This window comes from Streptomyces caelestis (assembly GCF_001279005.1).
In the GTDB taxonomy this organism is placed as follows: domain Bacteria; phylum Actinomycetota; class Actinomycetes; order Streptomycetales; family Streptomycetaceae; genus Streptomyces; species Streptomyces heliomycini.
Map to the genome: position 1 here is coordinate 19,321 of NZ_LGCN01000154.1, position 22,446 is coordinate 41,766.

General features: G+C 74.0%; 13 protein-coding genes. 9 read left to right on the plus strand and 4 right to left on the minus strand.

Annotation, left to right across the window (positions count from 1 at the left end; genetic code table 11):
- Positions 1-22: 22 nt before the first annotated feature.
- Both ADK41_RS14350 and ADK41_RS14355 read right to left on the minus strand, forming a co-directional pair.
- Positions 23-1,081: a DegT/DnrJ/EryC1/StrS family aminotransferase gene (locus ADK41_RS14350; RefSeq protein ID WP_030826441.1), complete on the minus strand. Its 1,059-nt coding sequence runs from the start codon at positions 1,079-1,081 to the stop codon at positions 23-25.
- Between the two features lie 65 nt (positions 1,082-1,146).
- Positions 1,147-2,523 (minus strand): glycosyltransferase, encoded by a 1,377-nt coding sequence (locus ADK41_RS14355; RefSeq protein WP_030826444.1) that lies wholly within the window; start codon positions 2,521-2,523, stop codon positions 1,147-1,149.
- A gap of 347 nt (positions 2,524-2,870) precedes the next feature.
- Between ADK41_RS14355 and ADK41_RS14360 the strand changes: the two genes are divergently transcribed.
- The 6 genes from ADK41_RS14360 (at position 2,871) to ADK41_RS14385 (ending at position 14,830) form a co-directional block, all read left to right on the plus strand.
- Positions 2,871-5,777, plus strand: a complete 2,907-nt coding sequence (locus ADK41_RS14360) for an ATP-binding protein (RefSeq protein ID WP_030826448.1) — start codon at positions 2,871-2,873, stop codon at positions 5,775-5,777.
- A gap of 25 nt (positions 5,778-5,802) precedes the next feature.
- Positions 5,803-8,652, plus strand: coding sequence for an AAA family ATPase (locus ADK41_RS14365; RefSeq protein ID WP_051843158.1), 2,850 nt, complete (start codon positions 5,803-5,805; stop codon positions 8,650-8,652).
- A 4-nt stretch (positions 8,653-8,656) separates the two neighbouring features.
- The gene (locus ADK41_RS14370) at positions 8,657-11,467 is read left to right on the plus strand and encodes a helix-turn-helix transcriptional regulator (RefSeq protein WP_030826454.1); all 2,811 of its coding nucleotides are present in this window, start codon (positions 8,657-8,659) and stop codon (positions 11,465-11,467) included.
- Between the two features lie 520 nt (positions 11,468-11,987).
- Positions 11,988-12,644, plus strand: a complete 657-nt coding sequence (locus ADK41_RS14375; protein WP_037804237.1) for a PAS and helix-turn-helix domain-containing protein — start codon at positions 11,988-11,990, stop codon at positions 12,642-12,644.
- Between the two features lie 82 nt (positions 12,645-12,726).
- On the plus strand, positions 12,727-13,500 hold the full coding sequence (locus ADK41_RS14380) for an aminotransferase class IV (RefSeq protein ID WP_030826461.1): 774 nt from the start codon (positions 12,727-12,729) through the stop codon (positions 13,498-13,500).
- Positions 13,501-13,624: 124 nt separating this feature from the next.
- The gene (locus tag ADK41_RS14385) at positions 13,625-14,830 is read left to right on the plus strand and encodes a glycoside hydrolase family 64 protein (RefSeq protein WP_030826463.1); all 1,206 of its coding nucleotides are present in this window, start codon (positions 13,625-13,627) and stop codon (positions 14,828-14,830) included.
- 60 nt (positions 14,831-14,890) lie between these two features.
- On the opposite strand, the gene ADK41_RS14390 is transcribed toward ADK41_RS14385, so the two are convergent.
- Positions 14,891-17,512 (minus strand): SpoIIE family protein phosphatase, encoded by a 2,622-nt coding sequence (locus ADK41_RS14390; protein ID WP_030826466.1) that lies wholly within the window; start codon positions 17,510-17,512, stop codon positions 14,891-14,893.
- Between the two features lie 121 nt (positions 17,513-17,633).
- Here ADK41_RS14390 and ADK41_RS14395 point away from each other — a divergent pair, with 121 nt between their 5' ends.
- From ADK41_RS14395 to ADK41_RS14405, 3 genes are read left to right on the plus strand one after another with little or no spacing between them, the layout of a single operon-like run.
- A complete protein-coding gene (locus ADK41_RS14395; protein ID WP_030826471.1) occupies positions 17,634-18,731 on the plus strand; it encodes an AI-2E family transporter in 1,098 nt (365 codons plus the stop codon).
- A 38-nt stretch (positions 18,732-18,769) separates the two neighbouring features.
- On the plus strand, positions 18,770-19,993 hold the full coding sequence (locus ADK41_RS14400) for a cysteine desulfurase-like protein (protein WP_030826474.1): 1,224 nt from the start codon (positions 18,770-18,772) through the stop codon (positions 19,991-19,993).
- Positions 19,986-20,579: a DUF1990 family protein gene (locus tag ADK41_RS14405; protein ID WP_063756530.1), complete on the plus strand. Its 594-nt coding sequence runs from the start codon at positions 19,986-19,988 to the stop codon at positions 20,577-20,579. Before ADK41_RS14400 ends, ADK41_RS14405 begins: the two co-directional genes overlap by 8 nt.
- Here ADK41_RS14405 and ADK41_RS14410 read toward each other — a convergent pair.
- The gene (locus ADK41_RS14410) at positions 20,521-22,437 is read right to left on the minus strand and encodes an AMP-dependent synthetase/ligase (protein WP_030826478.1); all 1,917 of its coding nucleotides are present in this window, start codon (positions 22,435-22,437) and stop codon (positions 20,521-20,523) included. The genes ADK41_RS14405 and ADK41_RS14410 overlap by 59 nt on opposite strands.
- Between the last annotated feature and the right edge of the window lie 9 nt (positions 22,438-22,446).

Sequence of the window (22,446 nt, forward strand, 5' to 3'; positions counted from 1 at the left end):
GCCGCGGTCGGGTCCCGGCGGTTCAGCCCGCGGAGTAGAACTCCCGGACGGCGCCGGTGATGTACTCCTGCTCGGCGGCGGTCAGCCCCGTGTGGGTGGGCAGGTACAGGCCGTCCTCGCCGAAGCGGTGCGCGTTCAGGGACGGCCACACCGGGTCGAGGTAGCCGGGCTGCCGGCTCATGGGCTTGAAGAACAGCCGGGTCTCGATGCCGCGGTCCGCCAGGTGGGCCCGGAGCTCCTCGCGGCGCTCGGCGCGCAGGTCGTACATCCACAGCACGTCCCGCGGCGGCATCAGCGTGATCCCGGGAATGTCCTCGAGGCCCGCGTCGTAGCGGGCCTCGATCTCGCGGCGGGCGGCCAGGATCTCGTCCAGCCGCTCCACCTGGGCCAGCGCCACGGCCGCCTGCATGGCCGTCATGCGGAAGTTGTAGGCCAGCTTCTTGTGCAGGAAGCTGTGGTCGCGGGTGAACGCCATGGCCCGCAGGTGCGCGAGCTGCCCGGCCAGCCGTGGATCGTCGGTGAGGCAGATCCCGCCCTCGCCCGCTGTGATGATCTTGTTGGCGAAGAGCGAGAAGCACGCGATGTCCCCGACCGGCCGCACCCCGTGCGCCTCCGCCGAGTCCTCGACCACCCGCAGGTTGTACTGGTGCGCGATGTCCATCACCGCGTCCATGTCGCAGCGGCGCCCGTAGACGTGCACCGGCATCAGCGCCTTGGTGCGCGGGGTGATCTTCTCCTCGATCAGGGAGACGTCGATGTTCAGGTCGTCGCCGCAGTCCACGAAGACGGGTGTCGCCCCCGTGTACGTCACCGCCCAGGCGGAGGCCACCATGGTGAACTCCGGCACGATCACCTCGTCGCCGGGACCGATGCCCAGCGCGCGCAGCGCCAGGGTCAGCGCGGCCGTGCCGGAGGAACAGGCGACGCCGTGCGCCACGCCGTTCCACTCGGCGAAGGCCTCCTCGAAGCGCCGCACGTAGGGGCCCTGTGAGGAGATCCAGCCGCCGGTGACGGCGTCGGTGACGTACTCCAGTTCGCGCCCGTCGAGGGCGGGCCGGGAGACGGGGTGGGTGAAAGACATGCGTCCTCGCTGCGATGGTGCGTGCGATGGCTGGAAGGAGGGGGCGGCCGGCGGGTGGTCCGGCGTCATGGTTTCGGCAGCAGGCCCAGGATCAGGTCGGCCGCCGCCTTGCGCCCGCCGGCCGCCCGCTGGAGCGCGCCCAGCCGCTCCGCCCGCTCGCGGAAGGACGGGTCCTCGACGACCCGGGTGAGCTTGTCGACGACGTCGTCCGGGTCGACGGTCCCCGGCCGGTCCAGGGTCAGGCTGATGCCGAAGTCACGGCCGCGCACCGCCTGGTCGAAGCAGTCCACCCACAGCGGCCGCACCACCTGCGGCTTACCGAAGTAGACGCCCTCGTGGTAGGCGTTGCCGCCGCCGTGCGAGAAGAACACCGACACCTTCGGGTGGGCCAGCACGTCCAGTTGGGACGGCACCCAGCTCTCCACCCGCAGATTGCCGGGCAGTGAGCCGGCCGGCGGCAGCAGGTGCTGCTGCTCCTTCGGAAGCTTCCACAGGAACTGGTGGCGGTCCGACATCCGGCGGGCCACCTCCACCAGCGCCGCGACCTCCTCGCGAGTCAGCCGGGTGATGGTGCCGAAGCCCATGTAGACCACCGAGGACTGCCGGTCCAGCCAGCCGCTGAGATCCTCGTCGTCCGGGCACTCCGGCAGCGGCGGCAGCAGGGCGCCCACCAGGCGGAGCTTCTCCGGGACGTCGAAGGGGTAGTCCAGCTCCGGGATGGAGGAGCACAGCACCATCTCGGCCGCGTCCACCCGGGTCAGGGCGTTGGGCGGGGCGATGCCGAGCTCCTTGCGGATCGCGGCGTCCTCCTTGAGCGCCTTGCCCATCGACGGGTGCAGGAACATGAAGAGCGTCCGCCACCTGAACAGTGTGTTCGCCAGCTTCTGCCGGGGGGTCATCTCCAGCGGCAGACCGGAGTTGGGGACCGGGAAGTTCTTCGGGGTGTAGGACGCGCCGAACGGGTTGTGCGAGGTCAGCACGTTGCTCGGGACGAACGGCACCGACAGCACGTACGGAATGCGGTGGGTGAGCGCCAGGTCGACGCCGAAGCCGCTCACGCAGTCGATCACCATCAGCGCCGGCCTCACCTCCTCGACCACCTTCTCCAGGGCGCGGTACTTGCGCGCCTGGAGCGCCGGCTTGTACGACTGCCGGACCACGGCGCGGTGCGCCTTGAACCGCGAGGACTGCGTGACCTCCCGGTACACGGCGTCGTCCCAGGTCACCGCCGACAGCTCGGACACCACCTCACCCAGTGAGGCGAACGACACCGCGGAGTCGGCGGCCAGCGCCGCCACGTCGTCCCGCCGGTGCTCGTCGGTGGCGAACCACAGGTCGGGCACACCGCGCCGGGCCAGTTCCCCGGCCAGCACCAGCAACGGGTTGAGCAGTCCGCTCTCGGGGAGACCGACGAAGAGGATCGGCCGGGCGGCGGAGTCCATGAGGGCCCTTTCACGAGGTGACTGCCGAAGCCGCCGGGCGGCCGCGCGGGCACGACCGGCAGACGGACAGGCAGGACGGGGTGGTCCGTGTGCGGCCCGTCGGCCGGGGCCCGAGTCGGGCGGCGCCGACCGCACCCCACCTTGATCTCACGGCCGTACCCAGGAAATCCTTAGACTTGCCCCGCGCGGCCGGACGGGACACCGGACGCGAGGCACGGGGCGAGCCTGCGTCGAGGCAACCGGTGTTCCCTGTACGGTGGGTGCACCGAGCGTTCCGTATGTGCCGACGACGGAGGGCTGCCCATCGGAGCGTTGTCCCGGCCTCAGCACGACGCAAGGGAGACCACGTGACGAAGCGGGAACGGGCCGCCGGCCCGTCCCATCCCCTGGTCGGCCGTGAGGCCCACCTGGGGACGCTCGCCGCCGGAGCCGCCGCCGCCCGTGCCGGGCAGCCCCAGCTGATCGTCCTCGACGGGCCGGCGGGAGTCGGCAAGACCTCACTGCTGCGGGCCGCCCTCGACGGCGGCGGGCCCTGCGACGGCATGACCGTGCTGTACGGGGCCTGCAGGGCGATCGACTCCGGCAGCGGATACAGCGGTGTGCGCGCCCTGTTCGGACCGCTCAACCTCACCGCCCGCCGCGGCCGTGCCCCGTCGCTGCTCGAAGGGAACGCCCGCCACGCCCTGCCCGCCCTCGCCCCCGACCGCGTCGACGGGGACACCGCGTCCGGCGCCACCTATCCCGCGCTGAACGGCCTGTACTGGCTCGCCGCCGGACTCATGGCGGACCGCCCTCTGGTGCTGGCCCTCGACGACGTCCACTGGTGCGACGAACGGTCCCTGCGCTGGCTCGACTTCCTCCTGCGCCGCGCCGACGGAATGCCGCTGCTCGTCGTGCTCGCCCAGCGCACCGCGTCCGAGCGCACGGCCGGCCCGGCTCTGACCGACCTGGTGGCCCACCACCGGTCCCTGGCGCTGCACGTGCCGGCACTGTCGGCCCGCGACGTGGAGACACTCGTCCGCCGGACCTTCCCCGGGACTCCGCCGCGGCCGTCCTTCGTCGGCGCCCTCACCACCGTGACCGGCGGCAGTCCCCTGGAACTCCAGCGGATCCTGCACAAGCTGCGTACCGCCGGGGTGGGTCCCGACGACACGGGCGCCCGGCGGGTCACCGAACTCGGCGGGCGGGCCGTCGCCGCTTCCGTGCGCGAGGCACTGGACGGCCAGCCGGCCGGAGTGCGCGAGGTGGCCCGGGCCCTGGCCGTGCTCGGTCCGGAGCGGCCCGAACACCTCGCCGCCCTCGCAGGGGTGTCCGCCGTGCAGGCCGAGGAGGCCGTGGACGTCCTGCGCCGCTTCGCCCTCGTCCAGCCCGACCGGACCGAACTGGTGCACGACATGGTGCGTGCCGCGGTGCTCTCCACGGTCGGTTCCGCGGCCCTCGCCGATCTGCGTACCCGTGCCGCCCAACTGCTCAGCGACGTCGGACGGTCCCCCGAGCAGATAGCGGGCCAGCTGCTGCTCCTCCCGCGAGCCGACCAGCCGTGGATGACCGCCGTCCTCCTGGACGCCGCCGCGCAGGCGGAGCAGCGAGGGGCTCCGGAGGCCGCCGCGCGCTACCTGGAGCGCGTCATGGAGACCGGGCCCGACACACCCGAGATCCGGATACGGCTCGCCGGAGTCCTCTCCGAGACGGACCCGGCCCGCTCCCTGACCCTGCTGCACGAGGCACTGGCCCTCACCGGCGACGTCCGCACCCGCGCGACGGTCGCGGTCCGGCTCGCCCTGACCTGTCTGCGCGTCCAGCGGTCACCCGAAGGCACCCGCGTACTGACCGAGGCCCTGGACGCCCTCCACGCCGAACTCGGCACCGATCCCGAACCCGCCGACCGCGAACTCCTCACCATGGCCGAAGCCGCCCTGCTGATCGTCGGCGCCGACGAGAAGAGCACCCTGCCCGCGGTGCGCGAGCGGGCCGCCCTGCTGCCTCCGCCGCCCGGGGACACGCCCGCCCAGCGCCAGCAGCTCGCCATGCTCACCGTGCTCACCGCGACGGACAGCCGTTCCGCCGCCGAGTCGGTCCGCCAGGCCCGACGTGCCCTGCGCTTCCCGGGAGCGGCACTCGGCGCGTGGTCGCTGCTGCCCGCCTCCCTCGTGCTCTCCCTCGCCGACGAGACCGGCGAGGCACTCGACGCGCTGGAGACGGTGCTGCGCGACAGCCGGCGGACCGCGGCGGTGTGGACGTACGTCCTCGCACTCTCCACCCGCGCCTTCGTCCACTTCGACCAGGGCGACGTCCCCCAGGCCCTGGCGGACGCCCAGAGCGCCCTCGACCTGCTCGGAGAGGGGAGCTGGGGCGAGGGCGCCGTCCTGCCGCAGATCGCCTGCGCGCTCGCCCTCACCGAACACGGTGAGCCCGACCGGGCCGAGGAGGTGCTCCGCACCATCAAGCGCCCGCGCATCGAGGCCTTCGCGTGGGAGTACCACTGGTACCTCATGGCACGGGCGCGGGCACGGTACGCGTGCGGCGACCCGGAGAGCGCCCTCGAATTGCTGCGCACCTGCGGGGACTCCCTGGCCGGGGCGGGACTCGTCAATCCGGTCCTGGCCCCCTGGTGGCTGGACGCCGCCTGTCTGCTGGCGGAGTCGGGCCGCTTCGACGAGGCCCGGGCGGCGGCCGACCACGGCGCCGGACCCGCCGAACGCTGGGGAACTCCGCGTGCCCTGGGCTACGCCGCCCTGGCCCGCGGCGTCGCCACGCCCGGCCCGGAAGGAATCGCCGGGCTCCGGGAGGGGGTGCGCCGGCTGGCGGCCTCACCGGCCCGTGCCGACCACGCCCGCTCGCTGCTGCTGCTGGGCCGGGCCCTGCTGGCCGACGGCGCGTCGGGCGAGGCCCGCGAACACCTGCGGGACGCGGTCGGGCTCGCCCGCCGCTGCGGCTGCGTGGCGCTCGCCCGGCGGGCCCGCGAGGAACTGGTCGGGGCCGGCGGCAGGATGCGCGAGGTCACGGTGTCACCGCTGGACATGCTGACCGGCACGGAACGCGCGGTGGCCACGCTGGTCGCCTCGGGAGTGACCAACCGGGAGGCCGCGGAGTCCCTGTTCGTGACGGTGCGCACGGTGGAGCTCCACCTCACGAGCGTCTACCGCAAACTCGGGATCACCCGCCGTGCCGAACTGGCGGGCGCCCTGCACGAGGACATCCCGCCCCCTTCCGGTCTCCGCGAGGGGCGCACCGGATCCGATGCGACCCGGTGAGGCCATGCGGGCACAAGGCGATCCGATGAACGTCCCGGACCAGGCGGGCGAGGGAGGGCGCGGGCGTTCCCGCGGCGACGGACCGGCGCTCGCCGATCTCCCTCTCCTGGAACGTGACCGCGAGCAGGCCGTGCTGTCCGCCGTGATCGGAGAGCTGCGGTCGGGCCGTTCGGCCGTGGTCACGGTGACGGGTGAACCCGGCGCGGGGCAGGGTGAGTTGTTGCAGTGGGCGGCCCGGCACGCCACCGAGCGGGGACTGCGCGTCCTCACGGCTCGCGCGACACCCGCGGAACGGGACCTGCGCTACGGCGTGGTCGGCCAACTGCTGTCAGGGCACGAGGAGTTCGCCGGCCATCTGCCGCATCTCCTCCTCAACCAGGGCGGGCCCGGCCGGTTCCCGGGGCTCGCCCGTCTGCTCACCGTGGCGCGTGACCGGCCCGTCCTCCTGGTGGTGGAGGACATCCACCAGCTCGACCCCGACTCGCTGCGCTGGCTGGAGGCCCTGATACGCCGGTTGCCCCGCGCGCCGCTGGCCGTGCTCACCAGCAGCATCCGCACGGCGGACATCGGCCTCGACTGGTGCGGGGGAAGTCCGCTCACCGGCTCGGCCACCACGGTCGAACTCGCGCTGCCCGGCCTCACCCACGCGGGGACGGCCGACGCCGTACGGGCCGCCTGCGGCACCCTCGGCGACCGCTCCTTCATCACCGCCGTCGCCGACGCGACCGGGGGCAACCCCGCCGTCGTGCGCGACACCCTGCGCCGCTTCGCCCGAGCGGGGCACCCGCCGGACACCGACCACGTGGAGCACGTCCGCGCCATCGCGGCCCAGGTGACCGGCGAGCACGCCGCCGCGGCGCTCGACGGGGTGCGGGACCCCGTCGTCCTCGACGTCCTGCGCGCCCTCGCGGTCTGCGACGACCTCCTCGACTTCCCGCTGGTCCTGGCCTTGGCCGGGCCGGGCGCCATGCCCGAGACCCGGCTCCGCGCCGCCCTGCTGGACAGCGGTCTGGTCGCCGTGCGCGACGGCCGGTTCCGGGTGCGCGGTCCGGTGGCGCGCGCCCGCATCGTCGAGGAGATGCCCACCGCCGAGCGTGCCGACCTGTACGCACGCGCCGCCGAACTGGCCCACCGGGCTGCCGCGGACGACCAGGGAGTCGGCGATCTGCTGCTGCCGGCCCGCCCGGCCGGCGCCCCGTGGGCGGTGGACACACTGTGCCGGGCCGCCGCCGCCGCGCTCCGCGGTGGCCGCCGCGACCGTGCCGCCGCCTATCTCTCCCGGGCCCTGGCCGAGCCGCTGTCCGAGGAGACCCGCATCCGTGTCCTGCTCCGACTGGCCCGAGTGGAGCTGGTGATCGCACCCGTCGCCGCCGGGCGCCGCATGGGTGGCATCATCCGCGAACCCGGAGAGGTGGCCGCGGCCTTCCGGGCACGGGCCGGCGACCTGTGTCTCCTCGGCGGTGACACCGACACCGCCTGGCGCGCCCTCGCCGAGTTCCTCGTCGACGGTCGCCCGGACGGGGGCCGGGGGGCGCCGTCCGACCCGGGGTCGGCGGAGGCGGCCACCGCCCGGCACGAGGAACTCACCGCCCTGCTCCGGGTGGCGCAGCCGTTGCGCCGGGAGTCCGCCGGGATCGCCTTCCCGCCCGCATCGGACCTGTCCCGTGCGTCGCGGAACCCGGCCGTGAACGGCGTGCGGGCGTGGGAGGACGCCGCGCGGGGCGCCGATCGCGAGGAGGCCCGCGGACAGGCCCGTGCGGCCCTGGCCCCCGATCCCTCCGGCCGGCCCCCGCTCACCGTGCCCAGGTTGCTGGCCTGCCGCACGCTCCTGCTCACCGAGGACGGGGAGGAGGCCGAGACACACCTGTGCGCCCTGCTGGCCGAGGCCCACCGCGAACGCTGCTCCGTGACCGTCGCCCGGGTGCTCGCCCTCCGCGCCGAACTCCACCTGCGGCACGGCCGTCCCGACTCCGCCGCCCGCGACCTGGCCGCCGCCGACCGCGAACTGCCCCCGGACAGCAGGCATCCGCTGTCCTACCCCTACTGGACGGCGCTCGGCATCCTCACCGACCTCGCCAACGGCCGGCCGGACCGGGCGCGTGCCGCCGCCGGGCGGCCCGTGCCGCCTCCCGCCGACGAGTCCGTGAGCGGTGCACGACTGCTGTTCGCCCGTGGCCTGCTGGCCCAGGCCGACGACGACCCCCACCGGGCCCGGTCGCTCTTCCGGGCCTGCGGGCGCTGGCTCCTGCAGTACGGCTGGACCAATCCGGCGCTCCTTCCCTGGCGCTCCCAGGCCGCCGAGGCGGCCCACGCCCTCGGCGACGCCGCACAGGCCCTGAGGCTGGCGCGGGAGGAACTCGAACTCGCCGAGCGCTGGGGCACGCCCGGTGCGATCGGCGCGGCCCAGCTCTGCCTCGCCGCGCTGGGTGGTGAGGGACGCCTTCAGCGGCTCCGATCGGCCGTCGACAGCCTCGGCCGGGCTCCCTCCCGGGCCGCCTACACGCGCGCGATCATGACGCTGGCCTCCGCCGAGAGCGGCGAGCCCGGCCGGGCGACGGCCGTCGCCGCCCCGGCGACCGGCAGGGTCGACACCGGGAACGCCGGACCGCACGAGGGCGCGGTACCGCGTCCCCGCGTCCCCGCGCCCCCGCAGGACCTCGCCGACGCACCGACGCCCGCGTGGCGGACCCTCTCACCGGGCGAGCGGTCCGCCGCCGCGCTCGCCGCCCGGGGTTTCGCCAACCGGGAGATAGCCGCCGCGCTGTCGGTGACCACCCGCACCGTGGAGCTGCGCCTCAGCGGTGTCTACCGCAAGCTTCGCATCCGGGGACGCGACGACCTGCGCATCCTGGTCCAAGGCACGGAGGACGACTGACCGCATGTTGCTGGAGCGCACCACCGAAACGTCCCTGGTCGACGCGGCGCTGGCCGCCGCCGGCCGGGGCAGATCCTCCCTGATCCTGGTCACCGGCCCGCTCGGCATCGGGAGATCGGCCCTGCTGCGGTCCCTGCCCGCGCTTGCCGACGGCCACGACGACATCCGGGTGCTGCGGGCCAACGCGGCGCCCATGGAACAGGACTTCGCCTTCGGAGTCGTGAGGCAGCTCTTCGAGAACCTGCTGTCCGAGTCGTCCGAGGACACCCGCGCCCGCTGGATGGACGCCCACGCCTCCTTCGCCCGCCACGTCTTCGCCGACGACAGCGCCTCACCCGGAGCGGACCAGGCCGCCGCGGCCACCGAGGCGGTCCTGCACGGCCTGCTGTCCCTCCTGGCCAACGTCAGCGCCGACGGCAGGCTCCTCGTCCTCGTCGACGACCTCCAGTGGTCCGACGTGCCGTCCCTGCGCTGGCTCACCTACCTCGCCAAACGGCTGCACGGCCTGCGGGCCGTCGTCGTGTGCGCCCTGCGCGACGGGGACCCCCGCACCCACCACACCCTGGTGCGGGAAGTCAGGGAGGCCGCCACCCAGACCCTCCGGCCCGCGTCGCTCAGCCTCGACGCCACCCGCGAGCTGGTGCGCGACCACTTCGGTGAGCCCGGCGACGACGCCTTCGTCCACGCCTGTCACGAGACGGCCGTCGGCAACCCCCTGTTCCTGATGTCCATCCTGCTCGGCATGGAGCACGCCGGCCTGCGGCCGCTCGCCGAACACGCCGACCGGGCACGGTCGCTGCGTCCCTCGCAGCTGCGCAAGCGCCTCGCCGGCATCCTGCGCACCCAGGCCCAGCCGGTCCGTGACCTCGCGGCCGCCATCGCGGTGCTCGGTGACCACGTCGACCCTGACAACGTTGCCTGTCTGGCGCGCCTCGACTCCGTGGGCTACCCGGCGGCGCTGCGCACCCTGGCGGCCCTCGGGCTCGTCGCCGCGGACGGGGAGCCGCGCTTCGTCCACCGGGTCGTACGGGACGCCGTCGAGTCGACCCTGACCATGGTCCAGCGCGAGCAACTCCACGACGAGGCGGCCGCGCTGCTCTACACCTCCGGCCGCCCCGCCGAGCAGGTCGCCGCGCAGCTCATGGCCGTCGTCACTCGTCACCAGCCCTGGACCGTGGACGTCCTGCGGTCCGCCGCCGACACCGCCCTGCGCCGGGGCGCCCCCGACGCCGCGGTCCGCTACCTGCAACGCGCCCTTCTCGACAGCGCCGCGCAGGGCATCGACCGGGCCCGTCTGCTCGTCGAACTCGGCACCGCCGAGCGTTTCTTCGACCCGTCGGCCTGTGAACGGCACATCGCTCAGGCGATCAGCCTGCTGCCCGAGGCGCGGGACCGTGCCACGGCGGTGCTGCGCATCGCGCCCATCCCCCTCGGCCCCGCTCCGTCCGGTGTGGTCGACCTGCTGCGCCAGGCCGCGGAGGGACTCGGGCCGGCCGCCGCACTCACCGGAACCGATCGCGACCTCGCCCTGCGCCTGGAGGCCAGGCTGCGCCACTGCGCCTACGAGGACCCCTACGAACTCGCCGATGCCGCCGAGCACTTGCGCCGCCTCGGTTCCGAACCGCCGTTGGACACCAGCGGCGATCGGGAGCTGACGATCGCCCTGCTCCTCGCCGCCACCTTCGGCGCCGGCCTGCCGGCCGCGGATGTGGTCGGCCTGGCGGAACGCGTTCTGGACCGGGAACCGGCGACCTCCGCCCGCGTCCAGTCCACCCTTCCCCTGGTGGTCATCACCATGGTCGCCGCCGACTCCGTGGAGGCGCTCGACTCCTGGCTCGCCGTCGAGTACCGGGCCCGGGAACAGCACACCGCCCCGACCGACGCGCTGGTGCACATCGAACGGGCCCTGATCCACATCGGCCGGGGCCGGCTCGACCAGGCCCGCGAACAGTCCGAGACCGCCCTGCGCATGACCGAGGCCGACCGGCGCAGTCTCGGCACGGTCGCCACCCTCGCGCACGCCATGGTGGCGTTGGAGACCCGGGACCCCTCACTGGTCCGACGCGTGGTCCGGCGTGCCGAACACATCCGTGACGAGGGACTGACCGTCACCGCGATGCTGCACCTGTTGCAGGCCGCCGGCGACGTGACGGCCGGCGACCTCACCGGAGCGCTGGACTCCCTCCAGTCCTGCGGCCGCCGCCTGGACGCCGCCGGCTGGCAGAACCCGGTGCTGTTCCCCTGGCGTCCTTGGGCCATCGGTGTCCATCGCCGCCTCGGAGACCTTCGTGCGGCGCGTTCCCTCGCGGAGGAGGAGCACGCCCGGGCCGAACGGTGGGGGGCGCCGGTGGGTCTGGGCCGGGCGCTGCGCCTGCTGGGCCGGCTGGAGGAGGGCGGCCGGGGAACGGCTCTGCTGCGTCAGGCGGTCACCGTGCTGCGCGGCTCCGCCCATCAGCTGGAACTCGCCCGCGCCCTGCTCGCACTCGCCGAACGCCTGGGCGGGGGAACGGAGTCGGAGGCGCTGGCCCGTGAGGCCACCACGCTGGCCACCGCGTGCGGTGCGCCGTGGCTGGTGGAACGCGCCGCCGCCGTCGGCGGCGGGTCGTCGCTCTCCGCCGTCCCCGTTCCGGAGGCCGTCCTCACCCGCACCGAACGCCGGGTGGCCGCCTTCGCGTGCAGGGGCCTGACGAACCAGGAGATCGCCGAGACCATGGGAGTCAGCTCCCGGGCGGTGGAGAAGCACCTCACCCATTCCTATCGGAAACTCGGCATCGCCGGCCGACGAGAACTGATCGCCCTGATTTCCGGCGCATAAACGGTGTCCGACCCGAGGGAATGAGTCCTTCCCGCGCGCCCGGAAACGGTGTGCGGAATTGAACCACCGTGCCCGGGCGTTTCCGTGTGCCGGGTCCGCGGTGTGGCGGGGTCTCCGTCCGCCCGGGGCGGGCCCGGCCGCCCCGGGCGGGCCGGTACCGTCGCCCCGGCGTGTCGAGCACCCCTCCCTGGCGCTCTTACCAGGGATTTCAATGAGATGTGAGCGGTCTGTCCGCTTGCGGTCGCCGTGGGCGCACCGAACCCCCGGGTCACCGAACCCCTTCGGTACGGGACCGTACCTACCGAAGGGCCGACCACAGTATTGGTGAGCGGGCCCCGGTTCGCATTGACCCGCGGATACCCGTCTCCGTAATCTCCGCATCATTCAGTCACCGGCACGGCGTTTCAGCGGGATCGGGCACTTCCGTGCCCTCTCCGAAAGACGTCCGTGTTCTTGGTTCCCTCGCCGCACCAAGCAGAAGGGCCTGAGTTCCTTGACGCTCTCTCCCCACGACCTCGTCATGGATCGTCCGCACACTCTCGACGGGACCGGGGCGCTGGACGCCGCGGCCGCCGGCGTCTACGGAGCCCACACCTCCGTGGCCTGCCTGGACCCCACCCTGACCATCCAGCAGGTCAATCAGGAGTTCGACCGCCGGTTCGGCAGCCCCGCGGAGGACCTCTGCGGCCGGTCCTTCTGCGACCTGGTGCACCCCAGCGTCCGGCAGCCCCTGATGCAGCAGTTCTCGCGCATGCTGGAGGGCAAGCGGCACCGGTTCGCCACCGAGATCATCACCCTGGGCCAGGACACCGCGCACACGCTTCCGCTGACCGCGATGGCGGTGCGCGGCGGCCACATCCCGGACGTCGCCGCGATCCTGGTGATGCTGCCCGCGGCGGACGGCGAGAGCGCGGACTCCGGGGTCGTGGTGCCCCGGAAGAAGCTTCTCAGCGAGGTGGACGCCCGTATCCTCGAAGGCATAGCCGCCGGCGTCTCCACCGTGCCGCTCGCCGCCCGCCTCTACCTCAGCCGCCAGGGAGTCGAGTACCACGTCTCCGGTCTGCTCCGGAAGCTCAAGGTGCCGAACCGGGCCGCCCTGGTCTCCCGGGCCTACTCCATGGGCGTGCTCAAGGTCGGCACCTGGCCGCCGAAGGTCGTCGAGGACTTCGTCAAATGAGTCCGGTGTCCGCGGGCCGGCGCGCACTGTGCCGCGGCGACCGGTGAATCCCCTCTCCCCGACGGGTGGCGCGGCGGGCTCCGTGACCGAACTGAACGGCTCGCCCGTCGCCCCGGAGGCGCTGAGGACACTGGCCCTGACCAACTACGGCCACTTCACCACCATGACGGTCGAGGACGGCCGGGTCCGCGGACCGGAACTGCACCTCGACCGTCTGGCCCGGGACTGCCGTGTCCTCTTCGACGCGCCGCTCGACCTCGGGCGGGTGAGGGCCTGGGCGCGCCGGGCGGTGCCGGCGGCAGGCCGGTGCACCGTACGGATCACGGTCTTCGATCCGGCCCTCCACCTCGGCAACATCGCCCAGGACGCGGAGCCGCAGGTTCTGGTGACGGCCAGGCCCGCGCCCGCCACCGGGGCGGAGCCGCTGCGGGTACGGACCGCCGTTCACCTCCGGGACCTGCCGGAGGTGAAGGGCGTCGGCCTGTTCGGCGTACTGCGGCTGCGGCGTGAGGCGCGGAGGGCCGGTTTCGACGACGTCCTGTTCACGGACGGCGACTCGACGGTGCTGGAGGGCAGCACCTGGAACGTCGGCGTCGTCCGTGAGGGCCGGGTGGTCTGGCCCGCCGGCCCGGCCCTCGCGGGCACCGCCCGTGAGCTCCTGCGCCGCGCCGGGGCCGGAACGACCGCCCGCGTCGCGTTGCCCGAACTCGCCGCGTGCGAAGCCGTGTTCGCGACCAACGCCGCCGTCGGGGTCGTCCCCGTCACCCGGGTGGACGACCTCGTGTTCCCCGCCGACCACCCCACGGTGACCGGCCTCGTCGAACGCTACGCGTCGCTCCCGGCCGAGAGGCTGTAGTGCGCACGCGCCCCGGACCGGGGCGCGTGCACGCCACACTGTTGACAGGTCTACATCAAAGCGAAACGCTTGAGAGCGCTCTCACTTCCTTCCCCCCACCGACGAAGTCGAACGGAGGCAGAGCATGCTCCGCCTATTCGGACGCCGCATCCTCACCGTGGGGACGGCCATCGCCTCGGTGATCGCCGGCTCACTGCTCACCGCGGGGACGGCCGCCCCCGCCCACGCCGCGGTCCCGGACACCATCCCCCTGAAGATCACCAACAACTCGGGCCGCGGCGAGCAGGTGTACGTCTACAACCTCGGCACCCAGCTGTCGACCGGCAGGCAGGGCTGGGCCGACGCGAGCGGCACGTTCCACCCCTGGCCCGTGGGCGGCAACCCGCCCACCCCCGCCCCCGACGCCTCGATCGCGGGCCCGGCGGCAGGACGGTCCACGACCATCCGCGTCCCCAGGTTCTCCGGCCGCGTCTACTTCTCCTACGGCCGCAAACTCGTGTTCAAGCTGACCACCGGCGGTTTGGTGCAGCCCGCCGTGCAGAACCCGACGGACCCCAACCGCGACATCCTCTTCAACTGGTCCGAGTACACGCTCAACGATTCGGGCCTGTGGCTCAACAGCACCCAGGTCGACATGTTCTCCGCGCCCTACTCGGTGGGGGTGCGGCGCGCCGACGGCAGCACGGCGAGCACCGGAAAGCTCAGGCCCGGCGGCTACCACGCGGTCCTCGACACGCTCAGGGGGCGGCCTGGAGGCTGGGCCGGACTGATCCAGACCCGCTCCGACGGCACCGTGCTGCGCGCCCTGTCCCCCCTGTACGGACTGGAGACGGGCGCCCTGCCGGCGTCGGTCATGGACGACTACGTCGACCGGGTCTGGCGGAAGTACACCGGCTCCACCCTGACCGTCACCCCCTTCGCCGACCGGCCGGGCGTCGCGTACCACGGCCGGGTCTCGGGTGACGTCATGCACTTCACCGACAGCGCGGGAGCCGTCGTCACCAGCTTCCGGAAGCCGGACGCCTCCTCCGTCTTCGGCTGTCACAGGAGGCTCGACGCCCCCAACGACCAGGTGCGCGGCCCGATCTCCCGCACCCTGTGCGCCGGATTCAACCGCTCCACGCTCCTGACCAACCCCAGCCAGCCCGACTCCGGCTCCGGCGGCTTCTACCAGGACCCCGTCACCAACCACTACGCCCGCGCCGTCCACGCGCAGATGGCCGACGGCAAGGCGTACGCCTTCGCCTTCGACGACGTGGGCCACCACGAGTCGCTCGTCCACGCCGGCGACCCGAGCGAGGCCTCCCTCAGCCTCGACCCCTTCAGCTGACCGGGCCGGTGGCGGCGCGCGGACCGGACGCGCCGCCACCGGACCACCGGGGGACGACGGTCAGCGCGGCGGCACCGGCCGCACGGCCAGGACGGCGATGTCGTCGTCGCTGTCGGCCCCCAGACCGATCAGCAACTCGTCGCAGAACACGTCGAGGGGCTCCCGGGCCAGCGCGCCGGCATGCCGGCGCAGCCGCTCCAAGGCGTCGTCCAGATGCTCTCCCCGGCGCTCGATCAGCCCGTCGGTGTACAGCAGCACCGTCGAGTGCGCCGGGACCGCGTCCCGGGCCCGCGGACGGACCGTCCGGGGCTCCACCCCGAGCAGCAGCCCCGAGCCGTCCTCCAGATAACGGGTGCGGCCGTCCGCGTCGACGAGCAGCGGCGGCGGATGCCCGGCGGAGGAGTGCACCAGCTCCCAGGGGCCGTCCTCACGGCCCTTGACCACGGCGTAGACACAGGTGGCGGTGGACTCGCGGTACAGGCTGTGGTTCGCCATGTCCAGGTGGCGCAGAACGGTCTCGGGCGGCTCCTGACGGTCCACGGCGATCCCCCGCAGCATGCTGCGCAGCTGGCTCATGGCGATGGCCGCGTCCAGGTTGTGCCCGGTGACGTCACCGATGACCAGCGCCGTGTCCCCGTCGGGCAGGACGAAGCAGTCGTACCAGTCACCGCCGACCTGCGCGGTGGCCGAGGAGGCCGCGTACCGGGCGGCCAACCGCAGATACCCGACCTCCGGCAGCCTGGGCAGCAGCGACCGCTGGAGACGTTCGGCGATGGTGCGCGTCTCCTGGTGGAGACGGAGGTTGTCCACCCCCAGGGCGAGACTGTGCACCAGGTCGTGGACCAGCGGCAGATCCTCCTGCGTGAACGGCGTGTCCCGCCCGCGGCGGGCCACCGTGAGGGCGCCGATGATCTGCCGGCGGGCCCGCAGCGGGGCGACGACCGCGCTGTCCGCGCCCATGGTCCGGAACAGCCCCAGGTAGTGGGCGTCCAGAGGGCTCGCGCCCTGGCCGGACGACGGCGGCCCGGTGAGCAGCAGCGGGCCCGCCCCGCGCAGCGCACGGGCCAGGGGACCGCGGGCGGCGTCGGACACCGGCGGAAGGCGGCCCTCGTACTCCTCGGGCCAGGTGTCACGGGAGGAGCGGTGGGTGATGGACACCCGTTCCACCTGGTCGTTCTCCGTGAACAGGTCGACCGCGCACCAGTCCGCCAGCCGGTGGGTGAGGATCCTGCCCACCTCCTCCAGGCCCTCGGCCAGCTGCGACGCGTTGCTCAGCGCGGCCGCCGTGTCGGCCAGCAGCGACAGCCGCTCCAGCGCGGACCGGTCCGCGTCCCGGCCGGGATCCCCGGTGGCCGCCGCGGGCGCCCGTCCCGGTTCCCGCTGTGCCACGGACCGGGCACGGCCGGGCGGTCGCGTGGCGGCACCGGGAACCGCCGCCCGCGGGGCGAGCTGGGCGACGAACACGGTGCGGCCGTCGGCCGTCTCCTGCGGCTGGATGAACAGCCGTACGGGGATCAGCCGGCCGTCGCGGTGCAACGCGGGCAGCGGCACCGAGCGGCCCAGGATCCGGGGCTGCCCGCTGAGCAGCAGGGACGTGAACGCCGCGGCGTGCCGTTTGCGGAGGTGTTGGGGGACGAGCGTGGTGAGCGGCCGCCCGACGAGCTCCTCCGGGCGCCAGCCGAGCAGGTCCGCGGCCGGCCCGTTCGCCGCGATGATCCGGTTCCGCTCGTCGGCGGCGATCGTCGGAGCCCTGCTCGCCCGCACCTGCCCGGCGTCCCACGTCACCAGCTCCGAGGGACTGGCGCCCGGCTCCCCGGGCACCACCGTCCACGCCGTGGGGGACGCCCCGGCCAGCTGCCCGACGACCTGGTCGAACAGCCACTGGTGGAAGAGGCGCTGCCGCGGCAGCGCCGGAAGCGTCAGCAGACGCCCCGCACGGGCCTCCTCCTCGGCCAGGTCCAGCACCGCGCGCAGGATCTGCACCGACGGCTCGGCGTCCGGCGGCACCGACAGGGGCAGCGAACGGATCGCCTGCCCGGAGGGCTCCCGCCGCAGCGCCGCCGCCACGGACGCGGTGATCAGCCGGCTCGTGTCCAGCGCGACGGCCAGGTCCTCCGGGGGGACACCGGGATCGTGGCCGGCGCCGCCGGCCAGGGTCACCTCGCGCAACAGGGTGTGCCGGTGCTGCTGAGCCGCCGCGTAGAGCGCCGCCGGCACGTCGAGCAGTGTCACCGTCGCCCCCGGGCCACAGGACGCCGCGGCGGGTTCCCAGCCGTCCGGGGAGCGGGGCGGTCCCTCGGGCCGCAGCTCGAACCACACCGTCTTGCCCCCGTCACCGGTCTCGACGCCCCGCCGGGACGACAGTCCGGCGACCAGCGGCAGACCCAGTCCCGTGCCGGCGTAGGGCGGGCATCCGTGCGGCACGAGCCCGCGGTCCGGCCGGCGGTCGCCGACCCGCACCCGGACCGTGCCGTCCTCGACGCGGACCGCCACCTCCGCCTCGGTGCGGGCGTGCAGGACGACGTTGGTCACCAGCTCACTGACCAGCAGTTGGGCCGTGTCCACCAGGTCCGGCGCGGCACCGCCGAGGGCGGCCCGCACGAACCGCCGGGCCTTTGCCACGCTCTCCGGCGCCGGAGGGAACCGGCGCGACGGTGCCCCGCGGGCCTTGAGGTCGCCCATGACCTCAGTCTGCCCCACCGGCCCCGGACGTTCCCGGCCGACACGGCGAAACCCCGCCGGCCCTCCTCCCGGGCGGATCCCGGGTGATCACCGTGACCGGCGGGCCCCATAGGGTGCCTCCATGTCTGCCACGTTGAACGCGGGGAGAACCCGCGCCGCGCTGCGTACGTCGGCGCGTGTCTCCGGTGAGCTGCTGCTGGTCCTGGTGGCGGCCGCGGTGGTGCTGTGGATGCTGGGCCGGATGTGGTCGGTGGTCTGGCCGTTGATCATCGGTCTCCTCCTCACCACGCTCACCTGGCCCCCGACCCGTTTCCTGCGCCGGCGCGGGCTGGCCCCCGCGCTCGCCGCGTCCCTGGTGACCGTGGTGTTCCTGCTGGTGGCCGCGGGCACCGTGGCGCTGATCGCGGTACCTGTGGCGTCGGAGTCCGGCAAGCTGGCCGACGGCGTCGTCGAGGGCGTCCAGAGGCTGCGCGAATGGGCCGCCGGACCGCCGCTGAACATCGACGACGCCCAGATCGCCGGTGCCTTCGACACCGCGACCGGTCGCATCCAGGACAGCGCCGGCGCCATCGCCACCACCGCCGTCACCGGCGTGAGCACCGTCTTCAGCGGCGTGGTCACGGCCGTGCTGGCGCTCTTCCTGATGTTCTTCTTCCTCAAGGACGGCCCGCGCTTCCTGCCGTGGCTCGGCCGGCAGCTCCCCGGCCGGCTGGCCACCGACGTCCCGGCCGTGGCCGCGCGGTGCTGGGACGTCCTCGGCTCCTTCGTACGGTCACAGGCGCTCGTCGGCCTGCTCGACGCCGTGTTCATCGGACTGGGGCTGTGGCTCCTGGACGTCCCCCTGGTGCTGCCGCTGGCGGTGCTGACCTTCGTGTCCGCGTTCGTGCCCATCGTGGGCGCCCTGTTCGCCGGCTTCGTCGCGGTGCTGATCGCGCTGGTGTCCAACGGCCTGACGGACGCGCTGCTCGTGCTGGCCGTCATCGTCGTGGTGCAGCAGCTCGAGGGCAACGTGTTCCAGCCCATGATCCAGAGCCGTGGCCTCGGACTGCACGCGGCGGTCGTCCTGCTGGCGGTGACGCTCGGCGGCGGTCTCTCCGGCATCGTCGGCAGCCTGCTCGCCGTACCGGTGGCCGCACTGATCGCGGTCGTCTGGAACTACCTGCGCGAGCAGCTCTCCGACCCGCCGCTCGAACCACGGGCCGACGGCCCGTCCGCCTGACCGGCACACCCGCACACCGCATCGACAGGAGGCCTTCCATGACGTACGACCTCGCCGCCCTGCGCGCCCGGATTCCCGCGCTGGCCGCCGGCACCGCCCACTTCGACGGCCCCGGCGGCACCCAGACGCCGCTGCCCGTCATCGAGGCGATCACCGCCGCGCTCTCCCGGCCGCTCTCGATCCGCGGCGACGGCCTGCCCGGCGAGCGCAACGCCGAGACCGTCGTCGTCGAGACCCGGCGCGCCATGGCCGACCTGCTGGGCGCCGACCCGGCGGGCGTCGTCTTCGGCCGCAGCGCCACCCAGCTCACCTACGACTTCTCCCGCACCCTCGCCGCGACCTGGTCGCCGGGCGACGAGGTGGTCGTCACCCGGCTGGACCACGACGCCAACATCCGCCCCTGGGTACAGGCGGCCGAGCGGACCGGCTGCACCGTCCGCCGGGCGGACTTCGACCCGGCCACCGGCGAACTGACCGCCGACGACATCCGTGACCGGCTCACCGGGCGCACCCGGCTGGTCGCGGTCACCGCGGCCTCCAACCTGATCGGCACGATGCCCCCGATCGCCGAGATCGCACGGGTCACGCACGAGGCGGGCGCCCTGCTGTACGTCGACGGCGTGCACTACGCCGCGCACGCCCCGGTCGACGTCGAGGCGCTCGGCGCGGACTTCTTCGTCTGCTCCCCGTACAAGTTCCTCGGCCCCCACCACGGCGTCCTGGCCGCCCGCCCCGAGCTGTTGGAGACACTGCGCCCGGACAAACTGCTGCCCTCCACGGACGCGGTGCCCGAGCGCTTCGAGCTCGGCACGCTGCCCTACGAGTTCCTCGCGGGCACCCGTGCGGCGGTCGACTTCCTGGCCGGGCTGGCCGCCGAGCCGGGCGGCAGCCGCCGGGAGCGGCTCGCCGCGGCGTTCGAGGGGATCGAGGAACACGAGGGCGTCCTGCGCGACCGGCTGGAGAAAGGGCTGGCGGACCTGGAACAGGTCACCGTCCACTCCCGGGCGGCCCGGCGCACCCCGACCCTGCTGCTCACCCTCGACGGCCACCGCACCGAGGACGCCTACCGCTTCCTCGCCGAACGCGGCGTCCACGCGCCCTCCGGAAGCTTCTACGCGCTGGAGGCGTCCCGCCGCCTCGGCCTCGGCGACACCGGCGGCCTGCGCATCGGGCTGGCCCCGTACACCAGCGCCGAGGACGTCGACCGGCTGCTGTCGGGCCTGTCCGCCTTCCTGGGGCGGAGGGCGGACGCGCGTGGGTGAGGACGGCGGTCTCACCTACGGCCCCCGCGGCGTCACCGCCCCGCAGGCCCCGGTCCGGCCCGCCTCCCCGCCCGGCTTCCGCCGGTTCGAGGCGACCGTGACGATCGGACGGGGCGAGGACGTCCGGAACGCCGCCGGGCAGGCGGTGCTGCGGTGGGAGGTCAAACGGCGCAGCGGCTTCGCCGTCGCCCCGGCCGACGGGGGCGGCGTCGGCGCGCGCGAGCGCGGGCGGTACACCGTCACGGCGGGCCTCGGCCGGTGCGTCGTCCGGGAACCGGTCGAGGTCGTCGCCGTGGTGGAGACCGGGGACCGGTGCGGTTTCGCCTACGGCACCCGCGAGGGCCACCCGGTCAGCGGGGAGGAGGCCTTCGTCGTGCACCGGGACGACGACGGCCGGGTCCTGCCGACCCTGCGCTCCCTGACCCGGGCGGCGCCGAGGGGCCCCTGGCGCCCGCTCTTCCCCGTCCTCCCGCCGGCCCGGCTCCACGTCCGCGGGCGCTGCCTCCGCGCCCTGCGGGACGCGGGGGTCAGGAGTACAGGGCCGCGATCTCGTCCGCGTAGGCGTCCTGCGCCGCCCGCCGCTTGACCTTGAGGGACGGTGTCAGGAGTCCGTTCTCCTCGGTGAACTCGCCCTCGATCAGGGTGAAGGCGCGGACGGACTCCGCGCGGGAGACGGCCTCGTTGGCGTAGTCGACGGCCCGTTGCACGTCGGCGCGCATCCGCGGGTCGCGCACGACCTCGGACATCGGGGTGTCGGCGGGCATCCCGCGCACCGCCAGCCAGTGGGCGACCGTCTCGGGATCGAGGGTGATCAGCGCGGCCACGAAGGGGCGGTTGTCGCCGACGACGAGGCACTGGCCGACGGGCGGGCGGCTGCGCAGCCGGTCCTCCAGGACGGCCGGGGAGACGTTCTTGCCGCCGGAGGTGACGATGATGTCCTTCTTGCGGCCGGTGATGGTCAGATAGCCGTCCTCGTCCAGGGAGCCGAGGTCGCCGGTGGTGAACCAGCCGTCGTCGAGCACCTCGTCGGTGGCGGCCGGGTCGTTCCAGTAGGAGCCGAAGACGATGCCGCCCCTGACGCGCACCTCGCCGTCGTCGGCGATCCGGACCGCGGTGCCGGGGACCGGCAGCCCGACCGTGCCGGGGCGGGGGCCGAGCGGCGGGACGAGGGTGGCGGCGGCGGTGGTCTCGGTCAGGCCGTAGCCCTCGTAGACCATGATCCCGGCCGCGTAGAAGAAGAGGCTGAGGTCGCGCTCCAGCGGGGAGCCGCCGCTGATGGCGTAGCGCGTCCGGCCGCCGAGCTCCTTGCGGACCCGGCGGTAGACCAGCAGGTCGTACAGGGCCCAGGCGGCGTACAGGCCGGGGCCGGGGCCCTTGCCGCGGCCCAGGAACCTGTCGAGGTGGGCCTCGCCGAAGCGGACGGCGACGCGGTGGGCGCGTTCGAAGGAGGCGCCCCGGCCGATCCTCTCGGCGGTGGCCCGGCCGGTGTCGTGGATCTTCTCGAAGAGGTAGGGGACGCCGACCAGGAACGTCGGGCGGAACGCCTTGAGCGCGGGCCGGAGTTCGTCGGGCCTGAGGCTCGGGAAGTGGCCGATCTCGATGCGGGCGAGCAGGCAGGCGAGCTGGATGGTGCGGCCGAGGATGTGGGCGAGCGGGAGGAAGAGCAGGGTCGAGGCGACCTGGTCCGTGACCTCCTTGAAGACGGGGTGCAGCAGCTCGACCGTGTTGGCGGCCTCGGCGTGGAGGTTGGCGTGGGTGAGGGCACAGCCCTTGGGGCGTCCGGTGGTGCCGGAGGTGTAGCAGACGGTCGCCACGGTGTCGGGGGTCAGGGCCGTGCGGCGCTCGGTGACCTCCTCGTCGGGGAGGTCCCGGCCGAGCGCGGTGAGCTCGGCGAGGGCGTCCGCGTCCAGTTCCCACACGCGCGGGGGTTCGGGATGGGCGGCGGTGCCGGCGGCGACGGCGGCCGTGTGCCGCGCGGTCTCCGTGACGACGTACCGGGCGCCGGAGTCATGGACGATCCACCCCACCTGCTCCGCGGAGGAGGTGGGGTAGACCGGCACGGTCCGGCCGCCGGCCGACCAGACCGCGAAGTCCAGGACCGCCCACTCGTAGCGGTTGCGGGACATCACGGCGACCCGGTCGCCCGGTTCCAGCCCGGCGGCGATCAGCCCCTTGGCCACGGCGGTGACCTCGGCGGCGAAGGCCTTCGCCGTCACCGGGCGCCAGGCGCCGTGCTCCGCACGCCGCAGCACCACCGCGTCGGGGGCCTCGGCCGCGTTGGCGAACGGGATGTCGGCCGTACTGCCGGTGGTCCGCCGCGGGGCCAGGGCCGCGGTACGGACCTCGCGCACGACGCCGTGTTCGTCCCTGACGGTCTCGACCCCGGCCCTGCCCGTCAGATCCGTGCGTCGTTTCGCCCGTTTCAGATCCCTGCGTACGCCCATGGCGGCTCC